Source organism: Phycisphaerales bacterium, assembly GCA_020852515.1.
In the GTDB taxonomy this organism is placed as follows: domain Bacteria; phylum Planctomycetota; class Phycisphaerae; order Phycisphaerales; family UBA5793; genus UBA5793.
Map to the genome: position 1 here is coordinate 159,426 of JADZAS010000016.1, position 17,448 is coordinate 176,873.

The window sequence follows — 17,448 nt, forward strand, 5'->3', positions numbered from 1 at the left end:
CCGCCCCATTCACACGATTCTGACCCGCTGACGGAGCCTTCTTCCGCCATGAGCAAGTTGAGCATCGAAGACGTCGATGTTGCCGGCCGCCGCGTGCTGACCCGCGTTGATTTCAACGTCCCGCTGGATGACAGCGGCCGCATCACCGACGATCGCCGCATCCGCGCTGCCCTTCCCACCATTCAGTCGATCATCACGCGGCGCGGCAAAGTCGTGCTCATGTCGCACCTCGGCCGGCCCGCCGAAAATGGATTCGAGGCGAAGTACTCGCTCGAGCCCGCGGCGGAAGCGCTCAGCCGCATGCTCGGCCAGCCGGTCGGCTTCCCCAGCCAGGATTGCGTCGATGCAGCGGCGGCGGCGGCAGTAGAGTCGCTGGGCGAGGGGCAGGTGCTGCTGCTTGAGAACCTGCGGTTTCACGCCGGCGAGACGGAGAATGACGCGGCGTTTGCAGCCGAACTGGCCAAGTACGGGCAGGTGTACTGCAACGACGCATTCGGCACGGCTCACCGGGCGCACGCCTCCATCGTGGCCGTGCCGCGCGCCATGGGGGGCGCCAGGCGCGCCGCCGGGCTGCTGCTGCTGGCCGAGGTCAAGTACCTTGGAGACATTCTCGACAACCCGCAGCGCCCGTTCGTCGCCGTGCTGGGCGGAGCCAAGGTGAGCGATAAACTCGGCGCCATCCGGCGGCTGCTCGACGTCGTCGACGATGTGCTCGTCGGCGGCGCGATGGCCTACACGTTCCTCGAAGTGCTCGGCCGGCGCATGGGAAAGAGCCGCGTCGAACACGACCGCCTCGACGACGCGAAAGAGATCATCGAACTGGCGGCGGAGAAGAAGGCGGATCTTTTCTTCCCCAATGATCACGTCTGCGGTAAGGAGATCTCGGACGGGACGCCGATTCAGGTCTTCGAGGATCACATCGAAGACGGGTGGATCGGGCTGGACATCGGTCCGCAGACGCAGCATCGCTACGCCGAGCGAATCAGCAAGGCCCGGACGATCATCTGGAACGGCCCGATGGGCGTGTTCGAGGTCGGCCCGTTCAGCGTCGGAACCAAGGCGATCGCCGACGCGATGGCGGCGGCGACGAGCAAAGGCGCCACGACCGTGATCGGCGGCGGGGATTCGGCCGCGGCCGTCGAGGCCCTGGGCATGGACGACGAGTTTTCACACGTCTCCACGGGCGGCGGTGCGAGTCTGCGGCTGCTGGAGGGGCGTGACATGCCCGGCCTGGACGCCTTAGACGACGCCTGAGCGAACCGCGGAAACCACCCTCAATTGATCCGCCCGCCCTCGCGGAGGTGGTCTGCCGGCCCGCGCGCTGTATGATGCTCCAGCCACGCGAAGCGCGTTCGCGCAGGGAGGTGACATGTTCACCGGTCCACTGTCGATCCAGCGTCTGCTCTTGGGCATGAAGCAACATGATGCGTCGGACCTGCACGTGAAGGTCGGCTTGCCGCCCACCTATCGCGTCGGCGGGCTGCTGCGCACCATCGACTGCCCGCCCTTGTCTGCCGAGGAGGCTGACCACCTGCTCGACCCGATCGTGCCCGAGCGGCTGCGGCCGCGCTACGAGCAGTCGGGCGATCTCGACTTCGCGACGTTCAACGAGATCGGGGACCGGTTTCGCGTGAACATGTTTCGCGCGGGCGGACACGCGAGCGCAGCCATCCGCCGCGTCAAGGGAGAGATCCCGACGTACAAGTCGCTGCATCTCCCCCAGGTCTACGAGCGCCTCATCACCGAGACCAACGAGGGCCTGATCCTCGTCGTCGGCGTGACAGGCAGCGGCAAATCGAGCACGCTGGCGGCGATGATCGAGCACATCAACCACATCCGCGCCGAGCACATCATCACGATCGAAGACCCGGTCGAGTACCAGTTCAAGCCGAAACTCTCGATCATCTCGCAGCGCGAATTGGGCATCGACGTGCCCGATTACAAGAGCGCGCTGCGCTACCTCGTGCGCCAGGATCCGGATGTCGTGTTCATCGGCGAGATGCGCGACCATGACACGGTGCTGGCGGCGATCCAGGCGGCCGAGACCGGGCACCTCGTGTTCGGCTCCATGCACACCGCCGATACGATGCAGTCGATGAGCCGCGTCCTCGAGTTCTTCCCGCAGGCGGAGCACGGCTTCATCCGCAGCGCGCTGGCGAACACACTCAAAGCGATCTGCGCCCAGCGCCTGCTGCCGGCGATGGAGGGCTTTGAGACCTCCTCCGTGCCCGCGACTGAAGTGCTGCTCACGTCGTCGATCGTCAAGGAGAAGATCCGCGAGGGCGAAGAAGAAGACCTGCCGGCCATCATCGCGCAGAACACCGAAGATGGCATGCGCAGTTTTACCTACTCGCTCACCGAACTTGTCGAGAAAGAGTGGGTCCGCAAGAGCGTCGCCATGGAGTATGCACCGAACCGCAACGCGCTCGAGAGTTCGCTCAAGGGCGTCGAAGTCAAAACCCAGACGCTGGTTAACCGCATTCGCGGATAGCGATAGAAGCCCGATCAACGTTACAGCAGCGAGGGCGCACGACCGGGAACTGTTGTTCCTGGTGATGCGCCCTCGCTTTGTTTGAACGTCGACTCGTTCGCGGGCGTCAGCGCTTGAAGGTCGCGTCGGCGCGGGCGGCCTGCCCCGCTTCGATCGTGATGTTCTGCACCTGCTCGCCGAGTTCCGGATGATGGAAAACCAGTTCGTACTGGCCCGGCGGGAGACCGGCGATCTTGAACGTGCCGCGCTCGCCCGTCGTGGCGTGGTACGGGTGGCTAAAGGCATAGATGTACGCCTGCATCCAGGCATGAACACTGCAGCCCAGGTGCATCTGCATCTCCGGATTGGCGAACTCCACGTCCTTGACCATCCCGGCAACCGGCTGGCCCTCATTGAACTGGCCGTTGTTCTGGCTCGTGAACTTGAGATTGTGAGCCGTGTTGTCCGTGTTCTTCATGCTCAGCGTCTTGCCCGTCGTCACGGTGACCACATGAGGCGTGTAGACGCAGCCGATCTGGTCGATCTCCTTGTCGCCGTCGAGCGGATTACCCGCGCCCGCGGGCGCGTTGCGGATGAACACGACGACGTCGCGCAGCGAGCCGTTGCCGTTGCGGACGATGTCTTCCTTGTACACCGGAGTGCCGCGGTTGGCCTGCGCACAGAAGGCGTCCGCGTTGACGTTGATGCGACTGGGGCGCGGCAGTGGACCCTCAACGAGCGCGATGCCGGCCACGGCGCCCGTCGCTGCGTCGGGGCTCGAGAGCACCTCGGTCACCGCCGCTTCGCGGTCCGCCGTCTGCTCCTCGGGAGTGAGACGTTTGGTCTCGATCTTCTTCGGCTCAGGCTCGGCTTTGGGTTCCTCAGGCGCGCCGACCTCGCCCCCTTCGCCGGGCGCCGCAACTTCGCCGTTACCCGCCGCGGCCGGCTCGGCTTCGCCGGCGGCTACGGCGGCCTCGCGCCGCTGCCGGAGCACTTCATCAAGATCCACGGCCGGCGCGGCGGTTGAATCGCCGCTCAGCGCGCTCTCCCCCACTGTGTAGTGCCGGCTGCCGGCGACCATGATCCACTTCGTGATCAGGTCGATCTGCTCTTCAGCCGTAGCGCCATAGAGCAGTTCCATTCGCTCGCGGCTCATCGGTCCGGTGTCTGGATAGCCCGCAAACGCGCTGGTGCGCCCATCAGCGCCGAAGAGGCTGGGCATCTTCGTGCCGGGCATGATCGCCTGTGGCTTGCGCAGCCACTGCTTGATGTAGTCTTCCTGCAGCCGCTCATAGGAGATGCCAAGGTTCGGTGCGCTGATCTGGTCGTAGATGGTCGGTTTTTTCTCAACGGGCGCTTCGCTCGAGCCGTACGGGTCCTGCTCGTCGCCTCCGTAGGCATCCTCTTCGCCGCCGTATGGGTCCTGCTCCTCGGCCCCGCCGTACGGATCTTCTTCCGCGCCGCCATATGGATCTTCCTCGGCATATGGGTCCGCTTCATCGGCGCCGCCGAAGTCGCCCATCATCTCAGCCTGCTGGAGGTCGAAGATCTTCTCGAGTTTCGTCCAGTCGCCAAGCCGATGGCAGGCGAAGCAGCCCAGGTCGGTCACGATGCCTTCGCCCAGTGCAAACTCTTCGGGCGCCATGTCATCCACAGGCGGGGCCTGGAACGGATAGTCCACGCCGTTGTATGTGTCGCGCAGGAAACGCAGGTCGTACCAGATGCGACCGGCTTTGGCGGCGAACTCGTCGGCCGGATCATGGCGAGTGGGATAGGCGCTTTCGGAATAGAGCCCGAATTCGCGTGCGGTCTGGATCAACTGCTCGCGCGTTTTGTCGAACTGCTCGGGCATGAGCATGCGCCCGACGGCCTTGGACGCCGCGTCCTTGGCGATCTCACCCGCCTTGGCGCCGTTGTTGCCGGCCTGCCGCGCTGCCTCGAAGGCCGCGTTGTACTGCTTCTCGAACTCGTCGAAAAGCGCCGCGTCGACCGGTTTGAGATGGCTGGCGATCATCCGCGCATCCATCGTCGTCTGCCCCGCGAAGTACTCGACGAGCCACTGCGTTTCCTGCGGCTGGAGATCGAAGCTGGGCATGCGGATCTTCAGCCAGGGCCGCAGCATTTCCACGTTGTTGAGGAAGGAGTAGAACCAGTCGTGCTGGGCCTTGGCGCCGTTGCCGACGATCCGCGGCGGCGCGTTGGGCAGGTTTTCCTGGGTTTGCTGGAAATCGATGCTGCCATCTCTGCGACGGACCTCGTAATACTGCCGGATGTTGGGCACGTTGTTGTGCACGTCGTGGCAGCCGACGCAGTTGAGCGATTCGGCCATGAGCCGCCCCTTGGCGCGCATCATGCCCATGTCGTCGGTGGTCTTCTGCAGGTTGCCGCGCACCAGCGGCGTCTTGAGGCTGGTGACGTAGGTTACCAGTGCCGTGATGTCCGAATCGCGCAGGAAGAATCGCGGCATGCGCAACTTGAGGTAGGGTTCGCCCACGGAGCGGATCTCAACCTCGTCGGCGCTCAGGCCGGAATCCTCGCGCGTCTCGACTTCGAGGTACCGGCCATCGACTTCGATCAGCCGCAGCGAGCGATCGTTCCTGCTCGTATAGACGATCTCGCCGGACTCGGTCATCTCGCCTTCGATGGTGAGCTTGTCGCGATCGAAGATGCGGCTGTTGTGCAGTTTGGCGTAGAGGTAGCCGCGGCGATCGTTTTCGACGTGCTCCCACTCCAGCACTCGCTCGCTGAGCAGCGGGTCGTCCGGATCGCCGTGAACCTTGACGGCGTCCTCGGTCAGCCCTTCGCGCTCCACGAACCAGACGTCCACGGTGGAGGGCCGCTGGTGGTCGAAGATATGCTCGAAGTAGCCGAAGTCGAGTTTGTGCGGGTCCTTGCGCCCGTAAGCGGAGAGGTTCGCCGACACGGCCAGCGACGAGTCGAAGCCGGGAATCTGGTGGCAGCCGAAGCAGCCGTAGTGCTGGATCATGCGGTTGCCCAGGTCGAACTGCTTTTCTTCGAGGCTCATCGCGGCGACTTTTTCGCGCGCGGCGCCTTCGGAAATCGCGTTCTTCTGCAGATTGACCAGCAGCGCGTCGACCATCGTCTCATCGACGTCAAAGTGCTGGGGCTCATAGGTCGGGTGCTTTTGCGAGAGCAGATACGCCGCGAGGTCGATCGCTTCCTGTTCGGTCAGGCGCAGACTGGGCATGCGCGTGTAGTCGGAGTAGTGCGACGGGTTGCGGACCCAGTCGTAGAGCCAGGCTCGCGCCTCGTCGGGCGTGCGGTCGTGGAGCAGTTTGGTCGCCACTCCCGAGAGTTCCGGAGCAAAGTTCGAATAGCGATCCGGCTGGTAGTGCATGAGGTACCAGTGCAGCCGGGTGTACTGTTCGGGCTTGATGCGCGGCGTCGGATTGCCCGAGCCATCGAGCGCGAAGAAGCCGACGTTGTCTTCGGAGGTCTCGACTCCGCTGTGGCCCTCGTTCGCCTGCGAATCTTCAGCGATGCGCTGGAGGGCGTCGTCGCGATCAAGTCCAAACCGCTCCTGCAGGTCGATGGCGACCCATTCGAGACCAGTCTCATTCACGTTGCTGTGGCACGCAAGGCAGCCGACTTCCTTGAACAGCGTACGGCCGGCTTCGACGTCGCCGGCGATGTTGATGCCCTCGGCGTCGGCCGGCGGGAGGGCTTCTGGCTGATAGGCCGACTTGCCTGGGTCAGGAGGGGCGACGACGAGGTACTTCGCCATCGCCGCTACTTCGGCGCGCGTGCGGCGGATATCCAGCGGCGACGAATTGTTCTCCGTCATGAAGAAGTGCGGCATGCGCGTGTTGGGGCGAAACGCCTTGGGCGCCCACGTCCACGACGCGATCATGTCTTCGCTCAGTTTGTCCTTCACGTGCACCAGACTCGGGCCCACCTGGCGCACGTCGGGCATGCCCGGCTGGTTCGGCAACGGGCTGCCCAGTGAATCGACGGCGTGGCAATTGACGCAACCCATTTCCGAGAACAGCAGGCGGCCGCTTGCCAGCACTGGCGCGGTGTCGGCAATCTCCATCTCCTGCGCGTGGCAGCGATTGCACGACGACTCGATGTAGCGCAGCGCGTGCATCGGCCGTTCCCAGTAGTGAAACGCAACCGGCTCCCAGCCATAGCGATCTTCCCAGAGGCGCTGCTGCTTGACGGCCCGCGACAGTTCACCCGTGCGCGGGTTGAGATACGCGGCAGATGTCACGTCATGCGCTTCGCTCGGGAAGCCGAACGCATCGTCGTACTTCTCGTTGTCAGCGTACCAGTGATCGTCGTGGAACATCTCGGCGTGGGCATCGCCGGCCGCGTCGGAACCGTGTTCGGTTGACCCGTGCTCAGGAGCCGCGCCCTGCTCGCCCTCGGGGCTGAAGCCGGCGAGCACGACCTGCGGCTGGTCGTCGGCCGGCGCCGCCTGCACCGAGCGGCTCGCCGCAGATGACTCGCGGATGAGTTTCATGATCTCGCTGTCGGTGCCCTCTTCGCGCACGAGGAAATCGGCCACGAGCATACCGGTGCGCGCATCGACCCAGCGATCTTCAGGAGTGTGGGCGGTGTGCACGAACTGCGTTTCTTCACCCGAGCCCTCGTGGCAACTCGTGCAGCCCATTGTGGCGATCGGATGCTTCGAATCCGGATCGGCAAAGAGATCCAGGCGCGGGTGGGCGAGGATGAGCCGGCTGGCGCTCAGGCGGTGGCGCCCGCGGGACGCGGCGCCCTCGTTGTACTGGTCCACGAGCGCGTGGCGGTATTCGTCGAGGAAAGCGCGGCGATCCGGCTTGGACAGCGTCTGGTTGACGATGTCACCCAGCGCCAGGCGATACTCGATGAGCGGCGCGTACCACGTCTGCCAGTCAGCCGGCCACGCCGCAAGCAGCACCTTGCGAATCGCGCGCACATCGGCCATGCTGGTGACGCCGGTCTGGCCCGAGGGCGGCGTCCAGCCCGTGCGGATCGGACCCTGCGGCTCAGCCGCGTCGTAGAGCCCGGCAAAGACGGCGACGAGCGCTTCCTGCGCCGCGGCGAGGCGCTCCTGCGGCTCGCCGCTCTGCGACGGCAGATTCGCCACGGCCTGCTCCCAGAAGCCCAGCACCGCGGCGGGCTCGAGGTCGTACCGGACCAGATCGAGCGTGCGGCTTTCCTTGCCGCCGGGGAACTCCTCGCCAAGCGCCTGGAACTCGAGGAAGCGCAGGACGGCGTCCTCAGCGTACAGCGGATTGTCAATGGTCACATGGCAGGACATGCAGCGATCGAGCGTTGGCACCTGCGCGAGATTGACGTCGGTGAGGACGTTCTCGACCTTCTGCTGTCTGATCTTGATCGACGGGTTGAACGCGTCCAGAATCGGTTTGTCGCGCAGCCAGCCGCCGAGTGCTCCGGCGAGTCCGGGTTCAAGTTCTTCGAGATGGTCAGTGGCCTTCTCGAGATCCGCTCGGCGGTTCTTGATCTCGAGTTGAAGCGAAGTGATCTCGGTTTCCATCTCGCGGCGCCGGGCCTTCAGATCCTCGATCTGAGCAGTTGCGGCCTGCACCTCATTTTCACCGCTGCGCTTCTCGGCCAGCAGCGCCTCGAGCTTCTCGCGCTCGCGCTCGAGCTGTGCGGCGTGTTCAGGCGTTCCGTGGTTCACCTGCACCAGCGTCTTGAGGCGCTCCACGAGTTGCTGCTGCGGCGCGATGTTGCCGTCGGTGAACAGCTGCAGCTGCTTGATGCGCTTGTCGCGGTCGTACTGGATGCGGTCGATCTCCTGACCGATGCGCTGGTACTCCGGGTCGGCCTCGAGTGCGCTCTTTGCGGCGCTGAGTTGCGATTCGAGGGCATCCACGTTGGCCATCTGCACGCGCAGGTCCGCCACGGACTTGGTCCACCGCGTCATCTCGGTGTCCCAGCGGACCACTTCGACCTGCGGGGCGCGGTACTCGTTGGCCCAGTCCTGAAGCACCGCCGCGATGAAGCAGATCGCCAGCAGCAGCGACGAGACGGCAAAGATGACGTGGAGTTTGTTCTGGTCGCGGAACGTCTTGGTGGTCACAGGCACGAGGCGGCTCCTCTGGCGCTTCGCTTCAACTCATCAACCCGTAAGCCGCGCTGAGGGAATCCCACCCTGTTTTTGGAGCGAGCCCTGCCTGCGCGGACCGGAAGCCCGGCGGCAAGTATATTGAGTGGCTGGAATCGCTCCAAAGAAGCGACCCGTGAAATCGTGAAAAAAAGTACGAATACGCGGCGCGTCGATTCCGGCCGCATCCGGACCCTTCCCCACCCCAGCGAGGCCTCATGATCCAGACACCCCCGATGATCCTCTACCGCCCCTACGAGCCGCCCGGCGAGCCGCTCGCCGCCGCTCGCGCGTTTCTGGACACGATGAGCCGGCGGCGCTCCGTCCGCACTTTCAGTGATCGACCGGTGCCGCGGGAACTCGTCGAGACCCTCATCGCCGCGGCGGGAACGGCTCCCAGCGGCGCCAACAAGCAGCCCTGGCGCTTCGTCGCGGTGCAGGAGGCTTCGCTCAAACGGGAGATCCGCGTCGCCGCCGAGGCTGAGGAGCGCGAGTTCTACCAGCACCGGGCCAGCCGCCGCTGGCTGGAGGACCTGCACGCGCTGGGTACGGATGAACACAAGGAGTTCCTCGAGACGGCCCCTTGGCTCATCGCTGTCTTCAAACTGATGCACACCGATGAGGGCGGGCAGGTGTACTACGTCGATGAGTCCATCGGCATCGCGGTGGGCATGCTGCTCACAGCCGCACACCTGGCCGGGCTTTCCACGCTCACGCACACGCCCAGTCCGATGAAGTTTCTCAGCCGCATCCTCGGCCGGCCGGCGCATGAGCGACCATTCCTGCTCATCCCGCTCGGATACGCTGCGGAAGACTGCACTGTCCCCGATATTCAGCGCAAGCCGTTGTCAGCCATCATGGCGGTGGACCGGGTTCAGTAGTCCGCCGGACGCGTATCGCGCCGTAGTCCCAGCCGGTATGATGCTCTGCAGCGCGGCCGGCCGGTCGACTCACATGGCGCGCCCGGGCAACGGCGGCGAAGGGGGCGAGAGTGGCAGATCAGAACCTGCGGCTGAGCGAGCCCCGGCTGCGCGTCGGTTTCGTCTCACCGGTCGATCCATTCGATCCGGATGCCCTTTCGGGGATGCCGTTTCAGATGCGCCGGGCGCTCGAATGCCGCGGCCTGGAGGTCGTGTGCTGCAGCGCGCCGCCAGCGCGATCGAGAGCCCGCATGGTGCCCGCGCCGCTGGGGCAGCGCGCGCCGTGGGCGTTGCGGCTGGCGTGGCGCACCGCGCGCGGCCGCATCGACGGTGCTATGGAGCGGCTCCAATCACGCCGCCGCGAACGGGAGCGACTGCACGCCGCAGCGCATCGCGCCGCGCTGCTCTGCGAGCGCATCCGGGCCGTCGAGCCCGACGTGATCTTCGGCTGCTGCATCAGCAGCATGCTCTTCGGGCTCGAGACGGATGTGCCGATCGTGTACTTCAGCGACGCCACGGCTCGAATCATCAACGAGACCTATCCCGCATACATCCGGCGCGGCGCGGGCTACAAGCGAGTCTGCGATGCCTACGAACACGCCACGATGCAGCGCGTTCATCTGGCCGGCTTCGCCACGGAACTCGCGAGACAGTCTGCCATTCGCGACTACGGCCTCGACCACCGCCGGTCGCGCGTGGTTCCGATGGGCGCCAGCATCACGGCTGCACAGTTGCCTGCGTGGCGCCAAAATGACGCCCAGCCGCCGGTCCGCGGCGATCTGCAACTGTGCCTCGTCGCCTCCGATCCGGCGCGCAAGCGGGCCGACCTTGCGGTGGCGGTTGTGGAACGCCTGGCGCGTCGCGGCTGGAACGCGAGGCTCAATCACATCGGACAGATCAACGCGTCGCTGCGGCGCTCCCCGCTGGTCCGCTCCAGCGGGCCCCGGAGGCTGTCCTCGCCGCAGGACCGGGCGCGCATCGCCGAGACGATGGCGCGGAGTCACCTCATGATTCTGCCCTCGGTCGGCGAGGCGTTTGGAATCGCGCCGTGCGAAGCCTCGCAGTTTGGTCGGCCAAGCGTCGTCAGCGCGGCAGGCGGCCTGCGCGAGGTGGTTGTGGACGGTGAGACGGGGCTGGTGCTTCCGCTGAGCGCGGCGGCGGAGGAATACGCCGATGCCATCGAAGCCCTCGCGGACGATCCGCAGCGCTACCGCGCGATGTCGGCGGCCGCAATGTCACGGGCCCGCACACGGCTTAACTGGAGCGCCTGGGCCGCTGAGATGGCGCCGATGCTGGCTCACGCGGCGGCGGGCCGGGTGACCGGCCCCCGGGAGCGCAGGATCGCACCGGTCCTGGTGGAGCCTCGGAAGCCTGAACTGGCGCGATTCTAAAAGTAATGACCCAAAAACGGAAGGAACCCGATCCGTGGCAAATCGGGCCCTCGTTCCGTACCGTCTTTATCCCCACCGCCCTGTTTGGCGATGCTCGTGGGTGACACCCCCAGACAGTGTCCCGTGCGGCGGGAACGGATTTTCGGCATCGGCACTGCGTGTGGCTGCCCTCAGGTGAAGGGGGATTACAGTGCCGGACTGCCGAAGACACATTCGCGGTCTCCCCCCCGCTGGTTCCCCACGGCTGACATTTTCTTTTGATTTCGCTTCCTATCTGGCGCGGATTCTGCTTTGGACGCCCTCGGCGGGCCGATTCCGTGGTAAACTGGCGAGGACGGTTGGCCGGGCCAGCCGCGTCGGGGGTGACAATTCAACGGGCTTGACGGCTGGCCGCCCCCGGTCTCGGTCGCATTTAGCGACCGCGCAGCGCACCTCGCACTTCTCAGGAGGCTTCACTCCATGCGAGAGAAACGCAATGCCCTGCTCGTCATTCTCATTTTTGCGTTCTTCGGGTGGGGCTTCTGGGCCTGGTTCATGGCCGCGCCAGAGACGCCGCAGCTCTTCTACCAGCGGGTCGCCTCGCTCGTGCTGTTCATCGCAACTGGAATGGCCCTCTTCTGGGCTCTGTGCTGTGAAGACAAACTCCCTGATGCGCTGGGCAAATACGCCGGCGGACTGTTTTACGAACAGGGTGGCCTGTGCTTCATACCCGTCATGCGTAAGGACGGCGAGCAGGCGTATATCCACATCTACTTTGCCAACCGCTATGAGAACAACTGCAACGCCATCGTGCACCTGCGCCCGCCTCCCGATTCGATGCAGCACCGGCCCGACGCCTCCGACATCCACTTCTCGTTCTCCTGCCCGGGCGGCGGGGTGGGCGTGATTCAGCAGCCCGTGGCGGTTCACCCGCGGCTGCAGGGCTCGGTCGTCGACGTGCAACTCGCCGCGGCCGTGAACTACCCGCACAGCCAGGGCGACCGGCTGCGCTCGCAGAAGGGACTGCCCTGCGGCACGTTCCACGTGGACTGGGGTGAGAATTTCCGAACCGGTATGCACGAACTCTCGGGCGAGATCGAGTTACTGCATCCGGTCACGATTCACCTGCCGGTGCCGCGCAACGTGACCAACCGCATCCGACGGGGCCAGCAGTGGCGCCAGCAGATCTTTTCGAAGTACGAGAAGTAGCCGCACTCGCCGCGCGGTCCGGCGACGAATCGGCGGGCCCGCACTTGCCAATCGCGCGCGGATGGCCGACACTTTGCCCATGAACAGGGATCACCGCTCCACGTGGCCCGGCCTGCGCCTGGCGCTTCTCTCGGCTGTGGCGATGATGGCTTCGTGCCGGCAATCTTCGCTGCCGCCGCTCGCCGACGACGCCGAGGTTGCGGAATCGACGCCGCAGCAGGGCGAGCCGCTGACGATCGCCGAACTCTCCCCACAGCGCGTGCCGAGCCGCACGATCGCGATCGACGGCAAGTTCGACGACTGGGAGAATCTCAGCGCAGTGGCGGTGGGCAACTCGACCTACGAAGGAAGCCGGTACGTTCGGCTCGGGCGGATCTGGACCACCTTCGATCGCCACTGGGTCTATTTCCGGATTGAACTGGGACGCGTCGTCAACGTGCAGGGACTCACCGGAACGCTCTCGCTGCAACTTGATGCAGACGGCAACCAGCTGACCGGCGACATCCGGACCGGAGGGAGCGGCGAAACGGGCATCGCGGGCATCGACTTTGAACTGAACTTCTCGCCGCGCGGCGTCAACGGAGACTTCGGCGGCGTGGGAGCGGAAGTGATCGAAGCCGGTCTGCCCACGGCGCCGGTCAATCCCTACTGGCTCGGCGCTTCATTCGCGCCCACTTACGCCAGTGACGAAATCGAATTGCGATTGGCGCGCGGCGATCTGGTGCCCGGAGCCACAATTACGCCGCTGAGCGGATCGAGTTTCGCCGCCAGGCTGACGTTTACCGACGAAGTCGGGTCAATCGTCGATCGCACGCAGCCGTTCTCGATTGCGCTGCCGCCGCTTCCACGGGAGGAGTACGTGATCCCGGACGCCTCGCCCGATCAACCCGAGGCAAACCCGCCGGCGGGTGAGACGAGCGAACCCGCAGCGCCGGCCGAGCAGTTGGCTGCACCCGAAGCGGAGGCCAGCGCCGCCGCAGCCGAGCCGGAATCGGGCGAGGCGCTTGCTCCGGCTGCAGTCGGCCAGCATGTTGAGCCGCCGCCAGGGCGCATCGCCCGGAGCGCCCCAACGGATGTGCGGGCCCTGACCTGGAACGTGCTCAACGGCGCCATGTTCCGCAACCCCGAACCCTTCGTTCGCGTGGCGCGGGCCATCGATGCGGACATCATCTGCTTTCAGGAACTCGGCGAGAACGCCGACGGCGGGCAACTCGAATCATGGCTGAATCAGCACCTGCCGACGAACTTTGGCTGGGAGGTGCGCGTTACGCCCGAGCAGGGCGTCGGAGTCGCCAGTCGGCTCAGCGCCGTGCCGGTTGACTCGCTCTCGGGCATGGCCGGGCCTGAGGCCCCGCACGTTCGAGCCGCGTCGCTGCTCGTCGCCGCTGCGGATCGGCGGGTGCTCGTCACGAGCGTACACCTGAAGTGCTGCGGCCGCGCGGGCGATTCGAGCGACCAGAAGCGCATCAGGGAAGCGGACGCGATCCGTCGGCTGCTGCGCTCGGCGCAGTACGATCTGCAGCCGTCGGGGCTTCTGATCATGGGCGATCTCAACCTGGTCGGCTCCTACGAGCCGATGCAGATCGTGACGTTCCAGAACGATCTGGACGCGACTGATCTGTTGATTGCCGAACCGTACGTGCGCGGCGACGCGACGAACACGACGTGGCGCGATCCGCAGCAGCCGTTCCTGCCTGCGCGTCTCGATTACGCGGTCATCTCCGATTCGGTCCTTCGCGTCACCCAGTCTTTTCTACTCGATACCGAGCGGCTCAGCGAAGTCGAACTGCAACGCCTCGGCCTGCACGCGGACGACTCGCGCGCTTCGGACCACCTGCCGCTCGTTGTTGATTTCCGCTGAACGGCAGGCAATGCCGCGACGAATGAAAAGACCGCCGGCCATTCACGGCCGGCGGTCTCTCCTTCTATCGACCTGCGTCGAAGATCAGCGGTCGTTGACCTTCTTCATGAGCTCCGCGTCGGCCTCGTAGGCGGTGAGGATCGTCTGAGCCTCGGTCGCCGCCGCGGTGCCGGGGTATTTCTCGACGATGTTCTTGAGACGGAGGTAGGCCATGACCTTGTCGCCGTCCTCGGCCTGGGACTTGGCGCGACGGAGCATGTTGTCCGCCTGACGCTCAATCGCGTCACTGCGCTTGGCCTTGAGCACTTCGGGATCGCCGTCGAGCCGCTTGAGTTCGGCAGCGGCCTTGTCGGCGATGGGCAGGCCACGGTACTCGCTGGCGACCCGGCTGAGCGTCGCCAGTGCGTCGGCGTACTGCTTGTTCTTCACGTTGCTCATGGCGCGGTTGAAGTCTGCCTCGGCCATCGGAGTGATCCGATTGACGATGCCGTCGTAGCGGGCGCGATGGCCTTCGCGGGCGTCGAGCGACTTGCGATCGACACGGCGGAGCAGCGAGATGGCGCCGGGGTTGTCGCCCTTGAGCAGCGAGGCTTCGATGGAGGCAAAGAGTTTTTCGTTGTAGTCCGGGCCGCTGCCCAGCGGGCGCGCGTTGGGATATTTGCCCACCGCCTTCTCGAGCTGCGCATCCAGTTCCGCGGGATGGCCCTTCCATTCGGCGATGCCCTCAGGGTTGAACAGCACGGCGTGCGGGATCGCGCGAACGCCGAACACCTCGTCCATCTTCGAATCAGAAGCGACGAGATACTGCATGTTCTGCTGCTTGACGAACGGCGCCACCAGCGACTCGGATTCATCGCTGATGCTCAGGATGAGCACGCCCTTTTCCTTGAACTTCTTGTTCAGCTCGTTGAGATGCGGAATCTGGGCGCGGCAGGGTCCGCACCAGGTGGCCCAGAACTCGACGACTACGATGTGGCCCTTCAAGTCGCTCACATCGATGTTGTGCTCGTTGTTGTAGAGCTGGCCGACTTTCATCTCCGGCATCTTGTCGCCGACGTTGACGTCGGCCTGAGTTGCGGGGGCGATCGCGGCCATCATGGCCAAGGCCGCAACACCTGACATCAGTCGCTTCATGTTGATCTCCTTGCTTCGGGGGGGGCTCTGGTTCGATTCGGACAAGCGGGCCGCCAACGCCCATATCATACCGGAGTATACTGATGAGCGGCGCACCGGATTGGGTTGAATCCCGAAAGTCTTTGGCCGATTTGTGTAGGTAGCATGACTCCAAGCGGCGCAGAACCCATCATCCGGGTCCAGAATCTCGTCAAGCGGTTCGAGGGCCGAACCGTGCTCGCGGGCATCAACCTCGATGTCCTGCCCGGCGAAATCGTGGTCATTATGGGCGGTTCAGGCAGCGGCAAGTCCACTCTGCTGCGCCACATGATCGGCTCGCTCCGACCCGACGAAGGCTCGGTAGCGCTTTTCGGGCAGGATCTCGCCTCGCTCGACGACGAGGGGCTCAATAAAGTTCGGAAAAAGTTTGGAATTCTTTTCCAGTCCGGCGCCCTCTTCCAGTCGATGACGGTGGCCGAAAACGTGGCCCTGCCCCTGCAGGAGCACACCACCCTCGACCAGAACATCATCAATATCCAGGTGAAGATCAAGCTCGAACTCGTCGGGCTGCGCGAGCACGCGGAGAAGTACCCGGCTCAGATCTCGGGCGGCATGAAGAAGCGGGCCGGGCTGGCCCGCGCCCTGGCGCTGGATCCGAAGATCCTCTTCTACGACGAGCCGTCGGCCGGACTCGACCCGGTAACGTCGGCGGGCATTGACCGGCTCATCATCGACCTGACGAAAAAACTGGGCGTGACAAGCGTGGTCGTCACCCATGAAATGGACTCGGCGTTCGCGATTGCAGATCGCATGGCGATGCTCGACAAGGGCAAGATGATGGTCGTGGCCGACCGCGCGTGGTTCGAGGAGTTGCGCGGGCACGACGTGGGCGATCTCACGCCCGAGCAGGCGCTGGTGCGGCAGTTCATCCGCGGAGATGCGGAAGGGCCGATCACCCAGCGCCGCACCGCCACGAATTACGAAGAGGACCTCCTGGGCGCGCCGGATGTGCCTCGCATGGCGCCCGGCCCCAGCATCGAATCGACTCGCATCGTGAAGTGACATGGATCAAACACGACCGGATGGATGGGCAAGTCGAACATGAGCAGCAGCCACACGCGCCAGCGTAACAACACGATCGCCGGGTTCTTCGTCATCGCCGCGATCGTCGGATTCGTCGCGACGATCGTGACCCTTTCCGATCTGGACAACTTCGCCAGCACGCAGCAGATCCGCATCGCCTTTCCGCTCGACGTCGGCGTGCCGGGCGTCAAGGTCGGCTCGGACGTCATGGTCGGCGGCATGAGCGTCGGCAAGGTGACGGACATGGCCGCGGAACTCAACCAGACCGAGAATCCGCGCTTCATCGTGACCGTGTCGATCCCCGAGGAATTCGAGATCCGCGAGGATGCATTCGCAGGGATGGTCGTCCCGCTCATCGGCGGCGCCACGGCCATCGACATCGCCCCGCTGGGAGAGCACGGCCCGCCGCTCACCGAGGTTTTCTTCGAACAGGGCGGGACCATCCGGGGCGGCTACGCGCCGTCGGTGCTGCTCAAGACCGCCGGCATCGGCCCGGAAGACCTGGCGCGCGTCAAGCAGATCATTCAGCGGGTGGATGGCATCACCGCCGACGTGCAGGAGGTGTCGAGTTTCGCGAGCAGGACCGTCAAGGAAGAGGGGCCTGAAATCGTGGGCAACATCCGCTCTTCGACGCAGGACGTCCGGGCGCTCATCGCGTCGATCCAGGAGAAGTGGCCGCAGTGGAGCGAGCGCATCGCGCAGATTATCGAGGACATCCGCGCCACGACCGAGCGCGGCCCGGGCCTGGCCGAAAAGGCCGACGCCATCTTCGCCAACGTGGATGAAGGTGTGAGCGACGTGCGCACGCTGGTGAACGACGTGTCGCCCAACGTCCGGGAAACGGCCGAGAACGTGAAGGAAGTGACGCGCTGGACGCGCGAGGAAGGCATCGCCCGCATCGAGCAGATGTTCGACCGGGCCGACAAGGGCCTGGCCGCGGCGACCGAGACGTTCACGATCCTCAACGAAAGCCTGACGACGGAGATGCCGCAGATCTCGCGCATTCTGGCGAACCTGCGGCTGAGTTCGGACAACCTGAAACTGGCGACGATCGAAGTCCGGTCGGAGCCGTGGCGACTCCTCTACACTCCCTCAAAGGAGGAGGCGAAACAGTCGCTGCTGCATGACGCCGTGCGGACCTACGCATCGGCGGTGAGCGACCTGGAGGCGGCCGTGGCGAGTCTGCGATCGCTGCACGAGCGCTACGGCGAAAACCTCGATCCGGAGAGCGAGATCGTCCAGCAGGCACTAAGCGAGTTCGAGACGCGGTATGAAAAATACAAACAGGAAGACAAACGCTGGGGAGAAATTCTCTTTGGCGCCGGACTCAAGCCCTGATCGACGGT

General features: G+C 64.9%; 10 protein-coding genes. 8 read left to right on the forward strand and 2 right to left on the reverse strand.

The features are described 5' to 3' along the window. Window positions 1-48: 48 nt before the first annotated feature. Both IT430_12470 and IT430_12475 read left to right on the forward strand, forming a co-directional pair. The gene (locus tag IT430_12470) at window positions 49-1,254 is read left to right on the forward strand and encodes a phosphoglycerate kinase (protein ID MCC6908750.1); all 1,206 of its coding nucleotides are present in this window, start codon (window positions 49-51) and stop codon (window positions 1,252-1,254) included. A gap of 115 nt (window positions 1,255-1,369) precedes the next feature. Then, window positions 1,370-2,491 (forward strand): PilT/PilU family type 4a pilus ATPase, encoded by a 1,122-nt coding sequence (locus IT430_12475; protein MCC6908751.1) that lies wholly within the window; start codon window positions 1,370-1,372, stop codon window positions 2,489-2,491. 106 nt (window positions 2,492-2,597) lie between these two features. Here IT430_12475 and IT430_12480 read toward each other — a convergent pair whose 3' ends face one another. Continuing rightward, the gene (locus tag IT430_12480) at window positions 2,598-8,528 is read right to left on the reverse strand and encodes a c-type cytochrome (protein MCC6908752.1); all 5,931 of its coding nucleotides are present in this window, start codon (window positions 8,526-8,528) and stop codon (window positions 2,598-2,600) included. A 236-nt stretch (window positions 8,529-8,764) separates the two neighbouring features. Here IT430_12480 and IT430_12485 point away from each other — a divergent pair, with 236 nt between their 5' ends. From IT430_12485 to IT430_12500, 4 genes are all read left to right on the forward strand, one after another. Next, complete coding sequence (locus IT430_12485) at window positions 8,765-9,427, forward strand: nitroreductase family protein (protein MCC6908753.1); 663 nt, start codon at window positions 8,765-8,767, stop codon at window positions 9,425-9,427. A 110-nt stretch (window positions 9,428-9,537) separates the two neighbouring features. Next, a complete protein-coding gene (locus IT430_12490) occupies window positions 9,538-10,857 on the forward strand; it encodes a glycosyltransferase family 4 protein (GenBank protein MCC6908754.1) in 1,320 nt (439 codons plus the stop codon). Between the two features lie 459 nt (window positions 10,858-11,316). Next, window positions 11,317-12,045 carry a hypothetical protein gene (locus IT430_12495; protein ID MCC6908755.1) on the forward strand — a complete coding sequence of 243 codons (729 nt, stop codon included), beginning with the start codon at window positions 11,317-11,319 and terminating at the stop codon, window positions 12,043-12,045. A gap of 79 nt (window positions 12,046-12,124) precedes the next feature. Continuing rightward, complete coding sequence (locus IT430_12500) at window positions 12,125-13,906, forward strand: endonuclease/exonuclease/phosphatase family protein (GenBank protein MCC6908756.1); 1,782 nt, start codon at window positions 12,125-12,127, stop codon at window positions 13,904-13,906. Window positions 13,907-13,990: 84 nt separating this feature from the next. Here IT430_12500 and IT430_12505 read toward each other — a convergent pair whose 3' ends face one another. Further along, the gene (locus IT430_12505; GenBank protein MCC6908757.1) at window positions 13,991-15,040 is read right to left on the reverse strand and encodes a redoxin domain-containing protein; all 1,050 of its coding nucleotides are present in this window, start codon (window positions 15,038-15,040) and stop codon (window positions 13,991-13,993) included. A 144-nt stretch (window positions 15,041-15,184) separates the two neighbouring features. On the opposite strand from IT430_12505, the gene IT430_12510 reads away from it, so the two are divergent. Beyond that, window positions 15,185-16,081 (forward strand): ABC transporter ATP-binding protein, encoded by an 897-nt coding sequence (locus tag IT430_12510; protein ID MCC6908758.1) that lies wholly within the window; start codon window positions 15,185-15,187, stop codon window positions 16,079-16,081. 39 nt (window positions 16,082-16,120) lie between these two features. Continuing rightward, window positions 16,121-17,440 (forward strand): hypothetical protein, encoded by a 1,320-nt coding sequence (locus IT430_12515; protein MCC6908759.1) that lies wholly within the window; start codon window positions 16,121-16,123, stop codon window positions 17,438-17,440. The last annotated feature ends 8 nt before the right edge of the window (window positions 17,441-17,448 follow it).